This window comes from Methylocystis sp. (assembly GCF_050246715.1).
In the GTDB taxonomy this organism is placed as follows: domain Bacteria; phylum Pseudomonadota; class Alphaproteobacteria; order Rhizobiales; family Beijerinckiaceae; genus Methylocystis.
On record NZ_JBFWVN010000006.1, the window covers coordinates 24,077 to 41,244 of the forward strand.

Consider the following 17,168-nt stretch of genomic DNA (forward strand, 5'->3'; position numbering starts at 1 on the left):
TGGGCGCATGTCATTAGCCCAATTCGGGATTTTGGTCGCGTCACAGCTGATCCTGGCGGCGCTGGCGGCGGCGATTTGCGTCGCCTTGCTCAAGCACGGCCGCCGACAAGTCGAAGGCGAACTTGAATCGCTGCGCGATGAAATCTGGGAGTTGCGCGCCGCAGCCGCCGCCCGCGACCGCGCCGAGGCCGCGAGTCTGGCGAAGTCTCGCTTTCTCGCCGCGGTCAGTCACGAGTTCCGCACGCCGCTCAACGGCGTCATGGGACTGGCGCAGCTCCTCGCCATGACCAGGCTGACCGACGAACAGGCGAGCTATGTCGAAGCGATCGGCGATTCGAGCCGTTCGCTCTCGCAGCTCATCGACGACATTCTCGATTTTTCCAAGATCGAGGCCGGCAAGTTCGAGCTGCGCTGCGAAACCTTTGCGCTCGCCCCTTTTGTCGAAAGCGTCGTCGAACTTCTTGCGCCCCGCGCCCTGACCAAGGGCCTTGAACTCGCTAGCGTGATCTCGCCCGACGCGCCCCGTGAAATCGTGAGCGATCCGGCCCGGCTAAGGCAGGTGCTGCTCAACCTCATCGGCAACGCCGTGAAATTCACTGAACGCGGCGGCGTCGGCTTGCGCGTCATGCGCGACGGCGCGCGGCTGCGTTTCGCGGTGTGCGACACCGGACCCGGCGTGCCGGACGAGGCGCGCGAAGCGATTTTCGAAGAATTCGAACAGGCCGACCCTTCCGAGAACCACCCCCGCGCGGGCACGGGTCTCGGCCTCGCCATTTCCCGCCGGCTGGTGGCGCGAATGGGCGGCGCGCTCGCGCTCGTCGAATCATCCGACAAGGGTTCGGTTTTCGCCTTCACGCTCCCCGCGCCGCCGATCGCCGAAGACGTCGTTTCGACCCCGCTAGACGGACTTGAGACGCTCATCATCGCGCAAAGCGTCTTTGAAGCGCCTTATCTCGCGGAGAGCCTGCGTTACGCTGGCGCGAAGGCGGAGATCGTTGCGGCGGCAGACGCGCCAGACGCGATGCAAAGACGTCGTGAACGACCTTTCGACGCCATCATCGTCGACTGCGCGCTCGGGCCCCAAATGACCGCCGAACTGGCTCAATCCGCGCGCGCGGCGCAGGCGCGTCGGCTGTTCCTTCTCTTCTCGCCGCTTGAGCGGCGCGCCTTCGGCGAAGAGGCTTTGTGCGATTTCGACGGCTGGCTGGTAAAACCGGTGCGGATCGCCTCGCTTATCGCCCGCCTGTCGCACGCGAGCGCCGAGGCGCCGGCGAATGAGGAGGGCGCGCAGGCGCAGGCGCTCGCCGGAGTGAACGCGCTCGTTGCTGAAGACAATGAGATCAACGCGCTCATCCTGATGCGCCACCTCGCCAAGCTTGGCGCGAAGGTGACCAGAGCGGAAAGCGGCGCGCTCGCGCTTGCGCGCGCCCGTGAGGCGATTGAGGGCGCCGGCGCGCCCTATGACGTGATCGTCATGGATCTCTTCATGCCTGATTTCGATGGACGCGAGGCGAGTCTTCGCATTCGCGAAGCCGAAACGCGCGCGGGCGCCCCGCGCACGCCGATACTGGTGCTGACGGCCAGCGCCCGCGAGGAGGACGAACGCGCCGCTCGCGCCGCCGGAGTCGACGCCTTTCTCACCAAGCCGGTGGAGTTTTCTTCTCTCGCGGCGACGATCCAGGAATTGCGAGCAGCGTCGCGCCGAACATAAAGACGGCGGCGCCTTGTCAGGCGTCCGGCTGCGCGATCACGCCGAAGCGACCCGATTGGTAATCGACGAACGCCTGTCGCAATTCATCCTGCGTGTTCATCACGAAAGGTCCCTGCTGCGCCACGGGCTCGTCGATCGGTTCGCCGCTCATGATGATGAGCTTCGTGTCACTATTCGCCTCAAAAGCGACCTCGCCTCCTGTTTCGTCGAAGACGACGACGTCCATGGCGCGCGCGACCTTCTCACCGTTGACCTCGACTGTCCCTTCGAGAACCGCGGCAAGCGCCGTGTGGCCTTCCGGCAGCGTGAAGCGGACGCTTTTTCCCGCATCGATGCGCATGTCCCAAAGATCGATCGGCGTCGCCGTTTGCGCTGGTCCGCGATGCCCGTCGAATTCGCCGGCGATGACGCGAACGAGGCCGGCGTCGTCCGCCAGATCGACGCGCGGAATGTCCTTGTCGAGGAGGGTCTGGTAGCGCGGCGGGCTCATCTTGTCGCGCGCCGGCAGATTGACCCAAAGCTGCACGAGCTCGAAGCGTCCGCCAGACTTGGCGAAGCTTTCGGAGTGATATTCCTCGTGAACGACGCCCGATGCGGCGCGCATCCACTGCACGTCGCCGGGGCCGATGAGCCCGCCGGCGCCGGTCGAGTCGCGATGCGCGATTTCGCCATCCAGAATGATCGTCACGGTCTCGATGCCGCGATGCGGATGCGCCCCGACGCCGCGGCGCTTGGCGCTTGGCGGAAAGTCGAACGGTCCGGCATAGTCGAACAGCAGAAAGGGACTCACCCGAGCGCCATGCTCGTGATGCGAGAACAGCGAATGGACGGGAAAGCCGTCGCCGACCCAATGCATGGAATCGGGGGCGGGATAAACGCCGACGATTTTTCGCATGACAAAGGCTCCTTGCGGCCTATGTGGGCGACGGAGAGCGAAATGCAAATTGGCGTCTGGCGCAGGACGCGGTCCTTGACGCCAGGGGCCGCAAAACCGACAAGTCCGCCCGACGGCGAATCACTGCGGGGGCGCCGGCGGAGCAAGGACGGTTAGATGGACTGGATCATCCTCTTTATTGGCAGCCTCTGTGAGGTCGGCTGGCTAGTCGGTATGAAATATGCTCAAGGGTTTACGCGATTTTGGCCTTCGGCCATCATGGTGTTTTTCATGATGGCCAGCGTCGGGTGCCTGGGCCTTGCGGTAAAGACGATTCCAGCGGGTACGGCTTACGCCGCATGGACCGGCACGAGCATCGCCGCAGCGACGCTTGTCGGAGTCTACCTGTTCAACGAACCGACCACCATGCTGCGGCTAGGATCGATCGCTCTGATCGTTCTGGGCATCATCGGTCTGCGGCTCGGCGGCGTCGACATGAAATGAAATCGTCCCGATATTGCCTTCAAAGGAGCGTCGGGGACTGGCAAGCCGTTCGTCGGCGCCGCGAATTACATGCGCCAACCATGCGAGCCGGGAGGCTCGCGGTCCAGGATGCGCCGCCCTTGGAACGCGAGCCTCTAGGCTCGCCATAGCTCCAGCGATCGATCTAGTTATTTCCTGGCGTCGCCTTAGAAATAGCTCTCAAGCGTTCCGCGCCGGCGCACGTCGAGCGTGGCGCAATGAAAGGCGCCGCCGAACGCCGCATAGTGCAGGAAAGAGCAGGGGATCGGCTCGTAGCCCCACTTCTCCATCTGCCGCATCATATTGGTGTGATGCGGATCGACGATGACGCGCTTCTCGTCGATCATCAGAATGTTCATGCTGAGCCATTTGCCGCACATCGAAGTGATCGCCAGGATGCGATCATTGATCGGATCGGGCTCCGGCGCGACGAGAATGTCCCATTTCTTCAAAATATCGGGCAGTTCGTCGGGATTGATATATTCCGGATTGATCAGCAGTCGGCCCGGCCCGAGCGGCAGGATCGTCGTGTCGATATGCATTGGATTGGGGCAGCGGCTCTTGATCTCATGGATGCGATAGCCTTCGCCGAGATGGCGGCGGAGCCAGTCGATTCCCATGGCGTTCGTCACATTGGAGCGCGTGACGAAAATGTCCCGGCCGCAGCGGAAGAAGTCGGCGGCGTCGAACACCGGCTCGAATTCAGTGAGGATGTAGCGGATTTCCTCGCCCTTCTCCGGCAGTTTGAAATCTGGGTCGAAGAGTTCGTCAGTGAGCTGCGGCTTTGGCGCCGACGTCCAGCGCGCGCCGCGACGAAAATAGTCCTTGAGGATTTCGCGATAGGAGTGGGTCTCGAAATAGCGGCAGGGCCAGGCCATTGGCGTTTCGAGAATCTCGTCACCGAACACCAGCATCGAGTCGCGCGGGCAGGAATTGCAGAAGCCGCGCGACGACCAGTGCGGCGTCGAGAATTTCGCCTTGTGATTGACCGCGTCCGGCCGCGTCACCGTGACGCCGAGCGACTCGAGTAAAGCGATAAAGCCGTCGAGTTCCTGCTGCGCCGGCTCGATCATGAATTTCGGAAAGCGAAATCCGGCGGCAAGCGACTGGGCGCGCGCGGCCATGCCGGGAATATTGCAGGTGACGACCGGATGATCTGAAGGAATGGTCGAGCCTTCGAGGCGCCCGACGATGATCTCCTCCAACGGATCCCATTCGTTATGAGAATTGACCGGACATTCCGCGGCAATCGCGGACTCCATAGAAGCATGGATATTCATAATTTCGCCCCGGAATCGTTTCCCGCCAGAGACTTCTAACGCTTTTGAACTGTTCTTCAAGTCATGGGAAAAAGCGTCCTATTTCTTATGTTTGACGATCCGCCGGCTGAAGTCTCACTCGTTTTGTTTGAGATTGAAGCCCGCTGGGTGGCCAAACTATGTCGCCAAGAGCGGGCGCAGTCCACTCCGGTCCTCCCTTTGACCTGCGACGACTTGCCTTTTCCTCCGCATTGCGACATAAGGCGCGCTTCATAGAACCGCCCGGCCAGTAAGGGCTGCCGTGGCGGTTCTTTCGCTCGCGCGAAGCAGCGCCGGCCAATGAGGCCAGCGCTTAAAAACAACGGGCGCAGGCCCAGGAGAGCAAAATGCCCAAGTTGAAGACGAAATCGGGCGCGAAAAAGCGCTTCAAGATCACCGGCACAGGCAAGGTGGTCTATGCCCAAAAGGGCAAGCGCCACGGCATGATCAAGCGGACGAACAAGCAGATCAGAAATCTGCGCGGGACGAGCGTGCTGTTCAAGACGGACGGCGACAACGTCAAGAAATACTTCCTGCCGAACGGCTGATCCGCCTCTAAAACGCTTTCCCCGAAGGAGATTCGTCATGGCTCGCGTCAAACGCGGCGTCACCGCCCACGCCAAACACAAGAAGACTTTCAAGGCCGCCAAGGGGTTCTATGGCCGCCGAAAGAACACGATCCGCGCCGCCAAGGCCGCCGTCGACCGCTCGATGCAATATGCGACGCGCGACCGCAAGGCGAAGAAGCGCACCTTCCGAGCGCTGTGGATCCAGCGGCTCAACGCCGCCGTGCGCGAACACGGCCTGACCTATTCGCGCTTTATCGACGGCCTCGCCAAGGCGGGCGTGATGGTGGACCGCAAGGTCCTGTCGGAACTCGCCATCCACCAGCCGGAAGCCTTCGCGGCCATCGTCGCGCAGGCAAAATCGGCGCTGCCGCAGGCGGCGTAAGCTTTCCATCGCGATCAGGTTAGAGCCTCCCGCAGTTTGGCTGCGGGAGGCTTTTCTTTGGTAGACTTCCAGGTTCTTTTTCTTGCTGAAGCGTTTTGCCTCGGCGACTTGCTTGCCCGCTTATTGCGCGCCGACCTGGACTGGCGTCGCCTCGTCATGGCGTCGAGTTGCTCTATAATCTCGCCACGAGCTAGGGCGGAGCATGACCAACACATATGATCTCATCGTCATCGGCGGCGGACCGGGCGGCTATGTCGCTGCGATCCGCGCCGCGCAACTCGGCCTGAAGACGGCGGTCGTCGAGCGCGAACATCTCGGCGGCATATGCCTGAATTGGGGCTGCATCCCGACCAAGGCGCTGCTGCGTTCGGCCGAGGTCTATCGCCTTGCCAAGGAAGGCGAGCGGTTCGGCGTTCTTGAAGGCGCGCCGAACGCCGACGCGGCGCGCATCGTCGCGCATTCGCGTGAAGCGGCGGCGCGGCTCAATGGCGGCGTCGCCTTTCTGCTCAAGAAGAACAAGATCGACGTCATCTGGGGCGAGGCGACGATCGCGGCAAAGGGCGAGGTCCGGGTCGGCGCGCCGACCAAGGCGCCGATGCTGCCGCAATTGCCGGCGCCGAAATCCACGCTCGGCGAAGGACTCTATCGGGCAAAGCACATCATCATCGCGACCGGCGCGCGTCCGCGCGTTCTTCCTGGACTTGAACCTGATGGGAAACTCGTCTGGACCTATTTCGAGGCGATGAAGCCGGAAGCTTTCCCGAAATCGCTGCTCATCGTTGGCGCCGGCGCCATCGGCGTCGAATTCGCTTCCTTTTATCGGACATTTGGCGTCGAAGTTTTTCTCGTCGAAGCGCTGCCGCATATTCTTCCGGCCGAAGACGAAGAGATCGCGGCGCTGGCGCATCGGTCGTTCAAGAAGCAGGGCATCGACATTCGCGTCTCAACGACGGTGACGGGGGTCGAGAAAAAGAAGGATAGCCTCGTCGTTACGCTGAAAGGGCCGGACGAGGCGAGTCAGACGCTCGAAGTCGAGCGCGCGTTGTCGGCGATCGGCGTCGTCGCCAATGTCGAAAATCTCGGTCTGGAAGCGCTCGGCGTCGCGCTTGAGCGCGGCGTCATCAAAATTGACGGGCTGGGACGCACCAATGTCGAGGGCGTCTACGCGATTGGCGATGTCGCCGGCGGACCGATGCTTGCCCATAAGGCGGAGCATGAGGGCGTCTCCTGCGTCGAAGCGATCGCCGGACTGGACGCCCATGCGCTCGACAGATCGCGCGTGCCGGGCTGCACCTATTGTCACCCGCAGGTCGCGTCGGTCGGCCTGACCGAAGCGAAGGCGAAAGAGCAGGGGTTTGAATTGAAGATCGGCCGCTTCCCCTATCTCGCCAATGGCAAAGCGATCGCGCTCGGCGAGCTCGAAGGGCTGGTGAAGACGATCTTCGACGCCAAGAGCGGTAGGCTGCTCGGCGCGCATCTCTTCGGGGTCGAAGCGACGGAATTGATCCAGGGCTTCGTCATCGCGATGAATCTCGAGACGACCGAAGAAGAATTAATCCGCACGATCTTTCCGCATCCGACGCTGTCGGAAACGATGCATGAAAGCGTGCTCGCCGCCTTCGGCCGCGCTATTCATGTTTGAACGACTTCCGGTTGAACTGTTCGCCTGGACTGTCATTCCCGGCAGGCCGAAGGCCTGACCGGGAATCCAGAGCCGATGCGGAAATGCTGGTTTTGCTCTGGATTCCCGATCGCGCGCGTTGCGCGCGTCGGGAATGACAACCGAGCAATTCAACGGAAATGTTATCAGGCAAGGTGCGCGCCGAGGGCGCCAGGCGAGGGGCGTCCCCAACGAAACCTTTGCACGCCGGTTCTCAGCGCATCAGCTCTGCAGCACGTAAGCGCCCGGCGCGTCGCAAAGCGCCTGGCCCATTGCCGGCGGCGCGACCGGCGAGCCTGAGCGCGCGGCAAGCCATGCGCTCCATTCCGGCCACCACGAGCCTTCCCTGACGGTCGCGATCTTCGTCCATTCGTCAGGATCGGCGTAATGTTCGCCGTCCACCCTGGTCGTGAAGCGGTAACCGCCGCGCCTCTTCGCAGGTTCGGAGACGATGCCGACGTTATGGCCGCCGCTCGTCAGCAGAAAGGTGATTTCGGCGTCGGCGAGCAGGTGAATCTTATAAACCGAGCGCCAGGGCGCGACGTGATCGCGCTCCGTGCCGACGGCGAAAATCGGCGCGCCTACATCATTGAGCGCGACGGCGCCGCCATTGGCGCGAAGCCGGCCCTCGGCGAGATCATTGTTGAGGAAGAGCCGCCGCAGGTATTCGGAATGCATCTTGTAAGGCATGCGCGTCGCGTCAGCGTTCCAGGCCATCATGTCGGTCATCGGCTCGCGCTCGCCCATCAGATAGGACTTTAGCGCATAAGACCAGATGAGATCATTGGAGCGCAGGAGTTGGAACGCGCCGGCCATCTCCTTGGAATCGAGATAGCCGTGCTCCCACATCAAATCCTCAAGGAACGCGAGCTGGCTCTCGTTTACGAAGAGCGTCAGTTCTCCGGCTTCGGTGAAATCGGTTTGCGCCGCGAGCAAGGTCACGCTCTTGAGACGGTCGTCATTGTCCCGCGCCATGGCGGCCGCGGCGATGGCGAGCAGCGTGCCGCCAAGACAATAGCCGGCCGCGTGAATCTTTCGGTCCGGCATGAGTCGCGAAATCGCGTCGAGCGCGGCCATGACGCCGAGCCTGCGATAGGCCTCCATGTCGAAGTCCCGATCTTCGCTGCACGGATTGCGCCAGGAAATCATGAACACCGTAAAGCCTTGCTCGGTCAGATAGCGAACGAGAGAATTATGCGGCGACAGATCGAGAATGTAATATTTCATGATCCAGGCGGGCGTGATCAGCACCGGCTCCGGCCGCACCGTCTCGCTCGCCGGCGCATATTGAATGAGTTCGATCAGCCGATTGCGATAGATCACCTTGCCCGGCGTCACCGCGACATTCTTGCCAGGAACGTAGGCTTCGGCGCCCACCGGCCTTTTGCCGCCGGCGCGACGCTCCATGTCCTCAAGAAAATTCTGCAATCCGTAGACGAGATTAATGCCGCCCGTCTCCATCGTCCGTTGCAGCGCTTCGGGATTGGTCGCTAAGAAATTCGACGGCGAGAACATGTCGAGCAATTGCCGCGAGGCGAATTCGACCGCGTTTTCATGCTGCCTGGTGACGCCGCTGATGCCCGTCGTGGCGTTGTGCCACCATTGCTGGTTCAGCAAAAAGCCTTGATAGAGCAGAGCGTAGGGCCAGCGCCGCCACGCTTCGGCGGCAAATCTCTTATCCTGAGGCAGCGGCTCGATACAGGGCGCGGCGTTCGGTTGCATCGCGCAGCGCGAGGCGTAGCTGGCGAACCGCCAAGACTTGCGCATCGCCTTCTCAGTGAGCTGCATCTGTTTTCCGGGCGAAGAAGCAAGATGGACCACCCAATCCCAATAGGCGCCCGCCATGGCGGCTGGCGAAAGCCCGCCGGTCACATGCGCGATGCTGGCGTGAAGCGAGCGGTCGATGACGTCGCCGAGCGCCGCGTAGCCGTACGACTCTCCCTCGGTGGCGCGCTCGGCCGCGAGAAAGGCGCTCGGCCAAGCCTCGACAAAGGCTTTCGACGCGAGCCGCGGAAAGCCGTGAACCGCTCTGGGCTGAACCGGGTTGGAGTGGACCGGGTTGGAGGATGTCCGCTCTGTGCGCTCCCCATTCGTCTGCGCAATATTCGCGTGGGTCGTCATCAACTTCCCTTAATCCGAGGCGCTCGGTTGGAGTCTGATCTTATTTTGGATGATGCTGCGCTGCAACATCCGCCTTTCTCGGGACTTCCTAGCCGGGCTTTATGGCCGCATTTAATGGCCGGGCTTGGTCAAGCCGCGAGCGCCACCATCTCCTTGTGAAGAAATGTCGACTGGGGAGACCGTCGTGAGAGCCATCGCCGCCGCCATGCTGACGCTCGTTTCGACCTGCGCGCTCGCCGCGCTCAAGCCCGGCGACGTCGCGCCGGACTTCACTATTGAGGCGGCGCAGGGCGGCAAGGATTTCGCGTTCTCGCTGCGGCAGGCGCTCGCGAAGGGGCCGGTGGTTCTCTATTTCTATCCGAAATCCTTCACTAGCGTTTGCACCGTCGAGGCGCATGAATTCGCCGAGGCGATGGATGAATTCGCCGCGATGGGCGCAAGCGTCATCGGCGTATCGAGCGACAAGATCGCCACGCAGCGCGAATTCTCATTGAAAGAGTGCCGGGACAAATTCCCGGTCGGCGCCGATCCCGATTTCAAAGTCATCAACGCCTATGACGCGGCTTTCAAGGTCCCGATCGCCGGGGCGATGTTCGCGAACCGCATCTCCTATGTCATTGCGCCCGACGGCAAGATTCTTTCGGTCGTCGAGGATTCCGGCGCGACGGCCCATATTCAGAATGCGCTCGCGGTCATGAAGCGATGGCGCGACGCGCACGGAAAGTGAGACGAAATTCGGGGGCCATTCAGCTGTCATTCCCGACGTGCGCAATGCGCGCGATCGGGAATCCAGAGCAACATCCATGATCCTTGTTGTGGCTCTGGATTCACGGTCAGGCCTTTGGCCTGCCGGGAATGACAATGGTCCAAGCAAACGGATCAGCCGGAATCCGTATGAGTCCGCCTCTTGCGATCAATATTTCCGGATCAGCCAGCGCAGCAGAACGATTTGCGCCAGCAGCACGGCGACATGCGTGTTCCAATTGACGAAGATCGCGCAGGGCTCGTTCTCGTCGCCGCAGCCGAAGCTCCGTTCAAGCGGCGGATCGACCAGCCAGCCGACCGGCGCGCCGAGCGGAAAGGAGAGCGCCTGCATCGCTTGGCGCGCGAAGCGCCCAGTGGCGCGCAAACGTTCCGACAAATCATAGTCGTCGTAAGCGTTGACGTAGATCGCCAGAACGGCGAACGAGAGAGCGACAGTCGCGATCGCATAGGCCAGCCATGCGACGCGCAGGAATCGCGCCCGCCCATCTTGCGGCGGGCCGTCGCTCACCCCTTCTTCGGGCGAATTCGGATGATCACGTCGCAGCCGACGACTTCCATCCCTTCGGGCGGCGCCGGCAGCCGCGCAAATTCGACCGAACCGTCGGCGGCGTCGAACATGCGGCCCGTGCCTTCATCCATGAAATGATGGTGCGGCGATATGCGCGTATGGAAGTAGGTGCGCGGTCCCTGCACGGCGATCTCGCGCAACAGACCCGCTTCGGCGAATTGGTTGAGCGTGTTGTAGACCGTGGAGAGCGACATGGTCAGACCGGCCTCGCGCGCCTCGGCGTGCAAGGCTTCGGCGCTCACATGCCGGTCGCCGTTGCCGAACAGCAGCCGGCTCAGGGAGAGACGCTGAACGGTTGGACGCAGGCCCGCGGCGCGCAGCCGCGTTTTGAGGTCCGATATCTTCGTTGCGCTCTCGGGGGACTGATCGCGCAGTTTGATCGAACGATCGAAACTGGTAGTCGAAGGTTGATGAGTCATTCGTGGCGACAGGCGAGCATCACTCGCTCCCTATTCATGTAATAGATTTTTTTCAGTAGAAGGCAGCGCCCGCCCCCTGTCAAACGAAATGGCGGAAGGTGTAATATTTCCAAAGAAGCAGCAAAGGATTGGCTCATGACTAGGCGCCTTGCGCCAATACACTGGGCGCCGATTGACCGCCGACGAATGCTCGGCGGTTTTGCGCGCGCGTTGGCGGCCGTCTGCATTGTGCGAGATCGCGCTCAAGCCGACACGTTTGAGGCGTTTTTGCAGGGCCTGTGGCCGTCAGCTCAGGCGGCGGGCGTCTCGCGCGAGACCTTCGACGCGGCGATCGCCGGGCTTTCGCCGGACCCTTCGGTCTCGACCAAGCCGCGCGCGCAGGCTGAATTCATCGTCTCGATCCCTGCCTATCTCGCCGGAGCTGTGACGAATGGTCGCGTGTCGCGCGGACGCGCCGTTGCCGCGGAACTTGCGGGACCGCTTGGCAGGGCGCAGGCCCGCCATGGCGTTCCCAGCGAAATCGTCGTCGCCATTCTCGGCGTCGAAAGCAATTTCGGAACGGCGGCCGGCGGCGCCGACGCGTTGCGCGTCTTGGCGACGCACGCCTGGCAGGGCCATCGCGCGGAAACCTTCATCGACGAATTCGTGGCGGCGCTCGTCATGCTCGAAAAGGGCTATGCGAATCGCGCGCAATTGCGCGGCTCCTGGGCCGGGGCGATGGGCCAGCCGCAATTCATGCCTTCCGCCTATCTCAAATTCGCGGAAAGCGACGAAGGCGGCGGCGCGCCGGACATCTGGCGCTCGCGCGCCGACTCGGTCGCGTCCATCGCCAATTTCTTGGCGAAATCCGGCTGGGTGGCGGGATTGCCGGCGGTCATCGAAGTCCGGCTGCCGGAAGGTTTTGACTATGCGGCCTTCGATCTCGATTTCGCTCGCTGGCGGCAGCTCGGCGTCAAGCGCGTAGACGGCGCCGCCTTGCCGGCAAGCGGCGCCGCGAGCCTTTACCTGCCGGCGGGCGCCAGCGGCCCCGCCTTTCTCATCACCGACAATTTTGAGGCGATCCGTCAATACAACACGTCCGACGCCTATGCGATGTCGGTCGCGCTGCTTGCCGACCGCATCGCCGGACGCGCCATTCCGCGGGCGCCTTGGCCGAAGGTCGCGCCGCTGTCGACCGCCGACGTCAAGGCGATGCAGCAGCTCCTCAGCGAGCGCGGCTTCTATCAGGGAACATTTGACGGCAAGCTCGGTCGCGCGAGCCGCAACGCCGTCCACGCCTTTCAATTGAGCGCCGGCGTGCAGCCCGCCGACGGCTTTGCGACGAAAGAGGTTCTGTCGCGGCTGCGCGGCCGTTAAGGCGATGCAGTGAAATAACTGAATCGGCGCAGCGTTGGCGAGCTGGGAGTTTCGCGGTCCGTAGGCGACGCATCTGGACCGCGAGCCTCCAGTCTCGCATGGTTTTGCGAACGAGCCGGAATTGGCGCACTTAATTCGCCGCAACGCCTAAAAACGCTTCGGTTCAGATGTCGAGATCGCGATAGACGGAAACTTCCCTTTCGCGCGCGGTGCGCGCCGCGTCGCCGGCGCGAATCCCGCGCCAGACGTCGAAGGCCATGACCAGAGTGGTGAACAGGCCGGAGATTTTTCCGACAATGAAGCTGAAGGGAAAGATCAGACGGTCCGGCGCAAGGATGAATTGCCCGCCGAGAAAAATGACGACGGCGTTGATGAAATAGGCCGGGCGAAACAGCGATTTCTCTTCCCACGCGCTTTGCGCATAGCTGCGCGAGTTCTTCTTCACCGCGCGGTTATAGGCAGGATTTGCAAACAGGCCCCCGAAGCGCCGTTTGGGAGGAAGCGCATTCGGTCCGGCGAGCAGCGCGCGATAACTCTGACGCAGCGAGGCATGCGCGAGCAGCGCGAGCAAAATATTGGCGAGCGTGAAGGCGATTTTGAGCTGGACAAAGGAGAAGGACAGCTGCGCGGCGAGGTCGACGAAAAACAGTTGCGTGAAGGCGTTGAGCGTGAAAGCCGAGCGATGAAAGCTCGCGCGGTTGATGTCTTGAGTCTTCTCGTCGATGAAGGCCGCGCCTGCCTTTGTCTCGGCCCGTTCCCTCAGCACCAGACAATCATAGTCGTCGGTCTTGAAGCGCCTCGCGATTTCTTCGATCGTCTCGTTTGGCGAGCCGCGCTTGATCTTGAAGGTCGCATTGCCGAGGAAGGTGGAAATCCGCGTGAAAAGGCCGCGCGCCATGGCGTAATGCGATGTGACCGACGTAAGAAAATCTGGCTCTCCCGCCATTGCGCGCACCTGAGCTGAATCTCTCGTTCGATTGCTGTTATAGCGGCAACGCGCGCCGGCGCCGACCCTTTGCCTGCCGGTTGATCCGGTCCGGCCTCTTGGCCATATTGAGGCCAGTTTGGATCCTCGCGCCTCCGCTTCTTGGGAGCCGCACACCCCTTGAGGTGTTCCGCCATGTTCAGCGCCTTTTTGACGCCGCGATCGATCGCCGAAGCCGCCGCGCCCGCCCCAAGGGCGGAAGCGTTGCCGGAATGGAATCTCGCCGATCTTTATCCCGCGACCGATTCGCCGCAGGTCGCGGCCGATCTCGCCAGAGCCGCGCAGGAGGTTGCGCAATTCGGCAAGGATTATCGCGGCCGGCTCCAGTCGTTTGCGGAAGGGCCAAACGCCAGCGCCGAGCTGGGCGCGGCGGTCAAGCGGTATGAAGAGCTGCAGGACTTGCTCGGTCGGCTGATGTCCTTCGCCGGCCTTCTCTATAGCGGCGACACCACCGACCCGGCGCGCGCCAAATTCTATGGCGACGTGCAGGAGAAAGTCACCAACGCCTCGGCGCAGCTGCTCTTCTTTCAGCTCGAACTCAATCGCCTCGACGATTCGACATTGATGGCGGCGGCGAGCAAGGAGCCGCTCGCGCGTTGGAAGCCCTGGCTGGAAGACATCCGCAAGGAAAAGCCTCACGAACTCGAAGACAGACTCGAAGAGCTTTTCCACGAAAAATACATTTCGGGCGCCGCCGCCTGGAATCGTCTCTTCGATGAGACCATCGCGTCGTTGCGCTTCAAGGTCGGCGGCGAGGAACTCGCGATCGAGCCCGTGCTCAATCTGATGCAGGACCCGCGCGAAGCGACCCGGCGCGAAGCGGCCGAAGCGATCGGCCGGACGTTGAAGAACAATCTACGCACCTTCTCTCTCATCACCAACACTTTGGCGAAAGACAAGGAAATCTCGGATCGTTGGCGCGGCTTTGAGGACGTCGCCGACTCGCGTCATCTCTCCAATCGCGTCGAACGAGAAGTCGTCGAAGCGCTCGCGCAAGCGGTGGAGGCCGCCCATCCGCGCCTGTCGCATCGCTATTACAAGCTCAAGGCGAAATGGTTCGGCAAGGACGCGCTCGACTATTGGGATCGCAGCGCGCCGCTGCCGGCGACGCCGGCCAAGCGTTATTCCTGGCCCGAGGCGCGCGAAATCGTGCTTGAGGCATACAACGGATTTGCGCCCCGCATGGCGGAGATTGCCGGTTGCTTCTTCGATAAAAACTGGATCGACGCGCCGGTGCGTCCCGGCAAGGCGCCGGGCGCCTTCTCGCATCCGACGGTCCCTTCCGCGCATCCCTATGTGTTGCTCAATTTCCAGGGCAAGACCCGCGATGTGATGACGCTCGCGCATGAACTCGGCCATGGCGTGCATCAGGTGCTCGCGGCGCGACAGGGCGCGCTGATGGCGCCGACGCCGCTCACCCTCGCGGAGACGGCGTCCGTCTTCGGCGAAATGCTGACCTTCCGCGCGCTCATCGCGCAGGCGTCGGACAAGGCGCAAAAGCGCGCGCTGCTCGCGTCGAAAGTCGAGGACATGCTCAACACCGTCGTGCGTCAGATGGCGTTCTACGCCTTCGAGCGAAAGGTGCACAACGAACGCCGCGAGGGCGAACTCACCGCCGACCAGATCTCCGATCTATGGATGAGTGTTCAGGGCGAAAGCCTCGGCCCTTCGATCCGGCTGGGCCCAGGTTATGAAACCTTCTGGGCCTATATTCCGCATTTCATCCATTCGCCGTTCTACGTCTATGCATACGCCTTCGGCGATTGTCTGGTGAATTCGCTCTATGGAGTCTACCAGAAAGCGCATGAGGGATTCGCCGAGCGCTATTTCGCTTTGCTCGAAGCCGGCGGCGCCAAGCCCTATGACGAATTGCTCAAGCCCTTCGGACTCGATGCGCGCGATCCCGCCTTCTGGAACATCGGCCTCGAAATGATCGAAGGCCTGATCGCGGAACTGGAGGAGATGGAGGCGTGAGACGAATGCCGGCTGATCTCTTCCGTTTGGCCGGTCATTCGCGGCGGTCCGAAGAGTTGATTGGGCGCCGGCGGCTTATGCGATCGCGGACCCTCGTTGCGCCGCGCGCGCCGACAAAGCAGCAGCCGCTAAAATAGAACGCCGGCCCGAGGCCGGCGTTTTCCATCGCAGTCGGCGCTTATTGCTGGCCGGCGCGGATCGTAAATTTCGAGCCGTCGCATTTCACTTCCCCGCTCAGCACGTGTCCGCTGGCGGTGGCGGCGGGCTTGCCCGTCCAAACGCAATTCTTCTTGTCGTCGGTGCGATCCACGAGATTGACCGTGTAAGCCTCGCCTTCGGCCGTGCCCTCAAGTTTGTAGTCGAGCATCTTGCCGTTATCGAATTGCAAGTTGGCCGCGCCTGAGAGCTTGCCGCCAGCATTATCGAGCGTCCAGGTCCCTGACGCGACCTTGATGCCAACCGCGTTGGTTTCAGTCACGCTCCATTTCGTGTTCTCGGCGGCGGCGGCGGCGCACATCGCCAGTCCAATTGCGGTCGTCGTCAATGCAATCTTGATCATCCTTGGTGCTCCCACAGTTGCTGATCGGCGACACTTCCGCCGCAGCGCCGACTGAGGCTCAAGAGAATGCGGCCAATCGAGCCTCTCGGCTTCTCGCGCGTTTGCGCGAAGGGCGACAACGCGTGAAACGATGCGCAATGTCAAATAAATTTATGGAATGCGCCGTCAAGCGCTCGTCAAAAAGGAAAGTTAGATGTCTCAACAAGACTGGACTCGCGTCGACGAATACATCTCCGCGGCGCTGATTTCTAAGGACGAATCTCAGCAAGCGACGCTCGCCGCCAATGCGCGCGAAAATCTTCCTGCGATCGACGTGTCGCCGCCGCAGGGCAAATTGCTGCAGCTGCTCGCAAGCGCCATCGGCGCAAGACGCATTCTCGAAATCGGAACGCTCGGCGGCTATTCGACGATCTGGCTGGCGCGCGCGGTGGGCGATGGCGGTAAGGTCGTCACCTTTGAAGTCGATCCGCGGCACGCCGAGGTCGCCCAGGCCAATATTGCCCGCGAAGGCGTGAGCGCGCGCGTCGACCTGCGCGTCGGTCCCGCGCTCGACATGTTGCCGCTGCTGGAATCAGAGCGCCCGGAGCCGTTCGATCTCGCCTTCATCGACGCCGACAAGCCCAGCAACGCCGCTTATTTCGCCTATGCGTTGAAACTGACTCGGCCAGGCGCGCTGATCATCGTCGATAATGTCGTTCGGGAGGGCGCGGTCGCCGATCCTTCGCAAACCGATGGCGGCGCGCTCGGGGCGCGCGCGCTGTTTGAGGCCGTCGCGGAGGAGAAGAGGGTCGAGGCGACGGCGGTGCAGACCGTCGGCGCCAAGGGGTGGGACGGCTTTCTGATCGCGCGCGTCAAATAGCCGACTTTGGGAGTTCTCGAGCGCTGTCGAACGCTCCTTTTGCGCCGCGCCGTTTGCGGCGTAGAGGCGCGCCGTCGGCGCCGAACATGGCGGCTTCGACCTGGTTGCCGCGGTCGTCATAGCGCCAGGAGATGCGCGCCGCCCCTAAATCCTTACGGACCGTCGGCTTGCCCTCGGCGTTGAAATAGGCCTCCTCGACCTGATTGCCCTTGTCGTCATAGAAGCGCGCCACCCGGGCGGCGCCCAGGCTCTTGCGCTTCATTGGGCGGCCGTCGTGGTCGAAATAGGTCTCGACGACCTCCACCCGTCCGCGCGTCGGCGCCGGGTCGGCGATGGCTTCGGGCGCGACGCGAATGTCGCCGTCGTTTGCGGCGGTGAGCTTCCCGTTCTGGGAGCAGCGTCGCTCTCCCGAGGCGGCGCGGCGCGTCGTCTTAACGAGGCGCGTCGCCAAATGAGTCTTCTGTTCCATGATCCCAAATCGCTGGGCGGTCCGATGGCTCGTCGCAGCCGTCAGTCTGAAAACTGAGCGGCGCATGCGCGCGAGGC

At 62.4% G+C, this 17,168-nt stretch carries 17 protein-coding genes; 9 read left to right on the plus strand and 8 right to left on the minus strand.

The window, feature by feature from the left end; all coding sequences use genetic code 11:
* The first annotated feature begins 7 nt into the window (after positions 1-7).
* Positions 8-1,711 (plus strand): ATP-binding protein, encoded by a 1,704-nt coding sequence (locus tag AB7I51_RS04350; protein WP_428402950.1) that lies wholly within the window; start codon positions 8-10, stop codon positions 1,709-1,711.
* Positions 1,712-1,727: 16 nt separating this feature from the next.
* Here AB7I51_RS04350 and AB7I51_RS04355 read toward each other — a convergent pair whose 3' ends face one another.
* Complete coding sequence (locus AB7I51_RS04355) at positions 1,728-2,606, minus strand: pirin family protein (RefSeq protein WP_428402951.1); 879 nt, start codon at positions 2,604-2,606, stop codon at positions 1,728-1,730.
* Between the two features lie 156 nt (positions 2,607-2,762).
* Here AB7I51_RS04355 and AB7I51_RS04360 point away from each other — a divergent pair, with 156 nt between their 5' ends.
* Entirely contained in the window at positions 2,763-3,089 is a 327-nt protein-coding gene (locus AB7I51_RS04360; protein WP_428402952.1) for a DMT family transporter, read from the plus strand.
* 185 nt (positions 3,090-3,274) lie between these two features.
* Here AB7I51_RS04360 and AB7I51_RS04365 read toward each other — a convergent pair whose 3' ends face one another.
* Positions 3,275-4,387, minus strand: a complete 1,113-nt coding sequence (locus AB7I51_RS04365; protein WP_428402953.1) for an amidinotransferase — start codon at positions 4,385-4,387, stop codon at positions 3,275-3,277.
* Positions 4,388-4,752: 365 nt separating this feature from the next.
* Between AB7I51_RS04365 and rpmI the strand changes: the two genes are divergently transcribed.
* From rpmI to lpdA, 3 genes are all read left to right on the plus strand, one after another.
* Positions 4,753-4,953: a 50S ribosomal protein L35 gene (gene rpmI / locus AB7I51_RS04370; RefSeq protein WP_018264712.1), complete on the plus strand. Its 201-nt coding sequence runs from the start codon at positions 4,753-4,755 to the stop codon at positions 4,951-4,953.
* A gap of 37 nt (positions 4,954-4,990) precedes the next feature.
* Positions 4,991-5,356 (plus strand): 50S ribosomal protein L20, encoded by a 366-nt coding sequence (rplT, locus tag AB7I51_RS04375; protein WP_428402954.1) that lies wholly within the window; start codon positions 4,991-4,993, stop codon positions 5,354-5,356.
* Between the two features lie 202 nt (positions 5,357-5,558).
* On the plus strand, positions 5,559-6,998 hold the full coding sequence (gene lpdA, locus AB7I51_RS04380; protein WP_428402955.1) for a dihydrolipoyl dehydrogenase: 1,440 nt from the start codon (positions 5,559-5,561) through the stop codon (positions 6,996-6,998).
* Between the two features lie 240 nt (positions 6,999-7,238).
* Here the strand turns inward: lpdA and AB7I51_RS04385 are convergent, their stop codons facing one another.
* Positions 7,239-9,137 carry a PHA/PHB synthase family protein gene (locus tag AB7I51_RS04385; RefSeq protein ID WP_428402956.1) on the minus strand — a complete coding sequence of 633 codons (1,899 nt, stop codon included), beginning with the start codon at positions 9,135-9,137 and terminating at the stop codon, positions 7,239-7,241.
* Between the two features lie 184 nt (positions 9,138-9,321).
* Here AB7I51_RS04385 and AB7I51_RS04390 point away from each other — a divergent pair, with 184 nt between their 5' ends.
* Positions 9,322-9,864 carry a peroxiredoxin gene (locus AB7I51_RS04390; RefSeq protein WP_428402957.1) on the plus strand — a complete coding sequence of 181 codons (543 nt, stop codon included), beginning with the start codon at positions 9,322-9,324 and terminating at the stop codon, positions 9,862-9,864.
* Between the two features lie 186 nt (positions 9,865-10,050).
* Here the strand turns inward: AB7I51_RS04390 and AB7I51_RS04395 are convergent, their stop codons facing one another.
* Positions 10,051-10,410 (minus strand): hypothetical protein, encoded by a 360-nt coding sequence (locus AB7I51_RS04395; protein ID WP_428402958.1) that lies wholly within the window; start codon positions 10,408-10,410, stop codon positions 10,051-10,053.
* Complete coding sequence (gene irrA / locus AB7I51_RS04400) at positions 10,407-10,889, minus strand: iron response transcriptional regulator IrrA (protein WP_428402959.1); 483 nt, start codon at positions 10,887-10,889, stop codon at positions 10,407-10,409. Before irrA ends, AB7I51_RS04395 begins: the two co-directional genes overlap by 4 nt.
* 135 nt (positions 10,890-11,024) lie before the next feature.
* Here irrA and AB7I51_RS04405 point away from each other — a divergent pair, with 135 nt between their 5' ends.
* Entirely contained in the window at positions 11,025-12,245 is a 1,221-nt protein-coding gene (locus AB7I51_RS04405; protein ID WP_428402960.1) for a lytic murein transglycosylase, read from the plus strand.
* Between the two features lie 163 nt (positions 12,246-12,408).
* Here the strand turns inward: AB7I51_RS04405 and AB7I51_RS04410 are convergent, their stop codons facing one another.
* Positions 12,409-13,191, minus strand: coding sequence for a hypothetical protein (locus AB7I51_RS04410; RefSeq protein ID WP_428402961.1), 783 nt, complete (start codon positions 13,189-13,191; stop codon positions 12,409-12,411).
* Between the two features lie 174 nt (positions 13,192-13,365).
* Between AB7I51_RS04410 and AB7I51_RS04415 the strand changes: the two genes are divergently transcribed.
* A complete protein-coding gene (locus AB7I51_RS04415; RefSeq protein WP_428402962.1) occupies positions 13,366-15,204 on the plus strand; it encodes a M3 family oligoendopeptidase in 1,839 nt (612 codons plus the stop codon).
* Positions 15,205-15,382: 178 nt separating this feature from the next.
* On the opposite strand, the gene AB7I51_RS04420 is transcribed toward AB7I51_RS04415, so the two are convergent.
* The gene (locus AB7I51_RS04420) at positions 15,383-15,721 is read right to left on the minus strand and encodes a hypothetical protein (RefSeq protein ID WP_428402963.1); all 339 of its coding nucleotides are present in this window, start codon (positions 15,719-15,721) and stop codon (positions 15,383-15,385) included.
* 235 nt (positions 15,722-15,956) lie between these two features.
* Here AB7I51_RS04420 and AB7I51_RS04425 point away from each other — a divergent pair, with 235 nt between their 5' ends.
* On the plus strand, positions 15,957-16,622 hold the full coding sequence (locus AB7I51_RS04425; protein ID WP_428402964.1) for an O-methyltransferase: 666 nt from the start codon (positions 15,957-15,959) through the stop codon (positions 16,620-16,622).
* On the opposite strand, the gene AB7I51_RS04430 is transcribed toward AB7I51_RS04425, so the two are convergent.
* Entirely contained in the window at positions 16,615-17,091 is a 477-nt protein-coding gene (locus AB7I51_RS04430; RefSeq protein WP_428402965.1) for a hypothetical protein, read from the minus strand. The two genes, AB7I51_RS04425 and AB7I51_RS04430, sit on opposite strands and share 8 nt — an antisense overlap.
* Positions 17,092-17,168: the final 77 nt, after the last annotated feature.

Excerpts from the sequence above, each read along its gene's own strand:
- AB7I51_RS04350 (WP_428402950.1), top strand. The coding sequence starts at position 8 with ATGTCATTAGCCCAATTCGGGATTTTGGTCGCGTCACAGCTGATCCTG.
- AB7I51_RS04355 (WP_428402951.1), bottom strand. The coding sequence starts at position 2,606 with ATGCGAAAAATCGTCGGCGTTTATCCCGCCCCCGATTCCATGCATTGG.
- AB7I51_RS04360 (WP_428402952.1), top strand. The coding sequence starts at position 2,763 with ATGGACTGGATCATCCTCTTTATTGGCAGCCTCTGTGAGGTCGGCTGG.
- AB7I51_RS04365 (WP_428402953.1), bottom strand. The coding sequence starts at position 4,387 with ATGAATATCCATGCTTCTATGGAGTCCGCGATTGCCGCGGAATGTCCG.
- rpmI (WP_018264712.1), top strand. The coding sequence starts at position 4,753 with ATGCCCAAGTTGAAGACGAAATCGGGCGCGAAAAAGCGCTTCAAGATC.
- rplT (WP_428402954.1), top strand. The coding sequence starts at position 4,991 with ATGGCTCGCGTCAAACGCGGCGTCACCGCCCACGCCAAACACAAGAAG.
- lpdA (WP_428402955.1), top strand. The coding sequence starts at position 5,559 with ATGACCAACACATATGATCTCATCGTCATCGGCGGCGGACCGGGCGGC.
- AB7I51_RS04385 (WP_428402956.1), bottom strand. The coding sequence starts at position 9,137 with ATGACGACCCACGCGAATATTGCGCAGACGAATGGGGAGCGCACAGAG.
- irrA (WP_428402959.1), bottom strand. The coding sequence starts at position 10,889 with ATGACTCATCAACCTTCGACTACCAGTTTCGATCGTTCGATCAAACTG.
- AB7I51_RS04405 (WP_428402960.1), top strand. The coding sequence starts at position 11,025 with ATGACTAGGCGCCTTGCGCCAATACACTGGGCGCCGATTGACCGCCGA.
- AB7I51_RS04410 (WP_428402961.1), bottom strand. The coding sequence starts at position 13,191 with ATGGCGGGAGAGCCAGATTTTCTTACGTCGGTCACATCGCATTACGCC.
- AB7I51_RS04415 (WP_428402962.1), top strand. The coding sequence starts at position 13,366 with ATGTTCAGCGCCTTTTTGACGCCGCGATCGATCGCCGAAGCCGCCGCG.
- AB7I51_RS04420 (WP_428402963.1), bottom strand. The coding sequence starts at position 15,721 with ATGTGCGCCGCCGCCGCCGCCGAGAACACGAAATGGAGCGTGACTGAA.
- AB7I51_RS04425 (WP_428402964.1), top strand. The coding sequence starts at position 15,957 with ATGTCTCAACAAGACTGGACTCGCGTCGACGAATACATCTCCGCGGCG.
- AB7I51_RS04430 (WP_428402965.1), bottom strand. The coding sequence starts at position 17,091 with ATGGAACAGAAGACTCATTTGGCGACGCGCCTCGTTAAGACGACGCGC.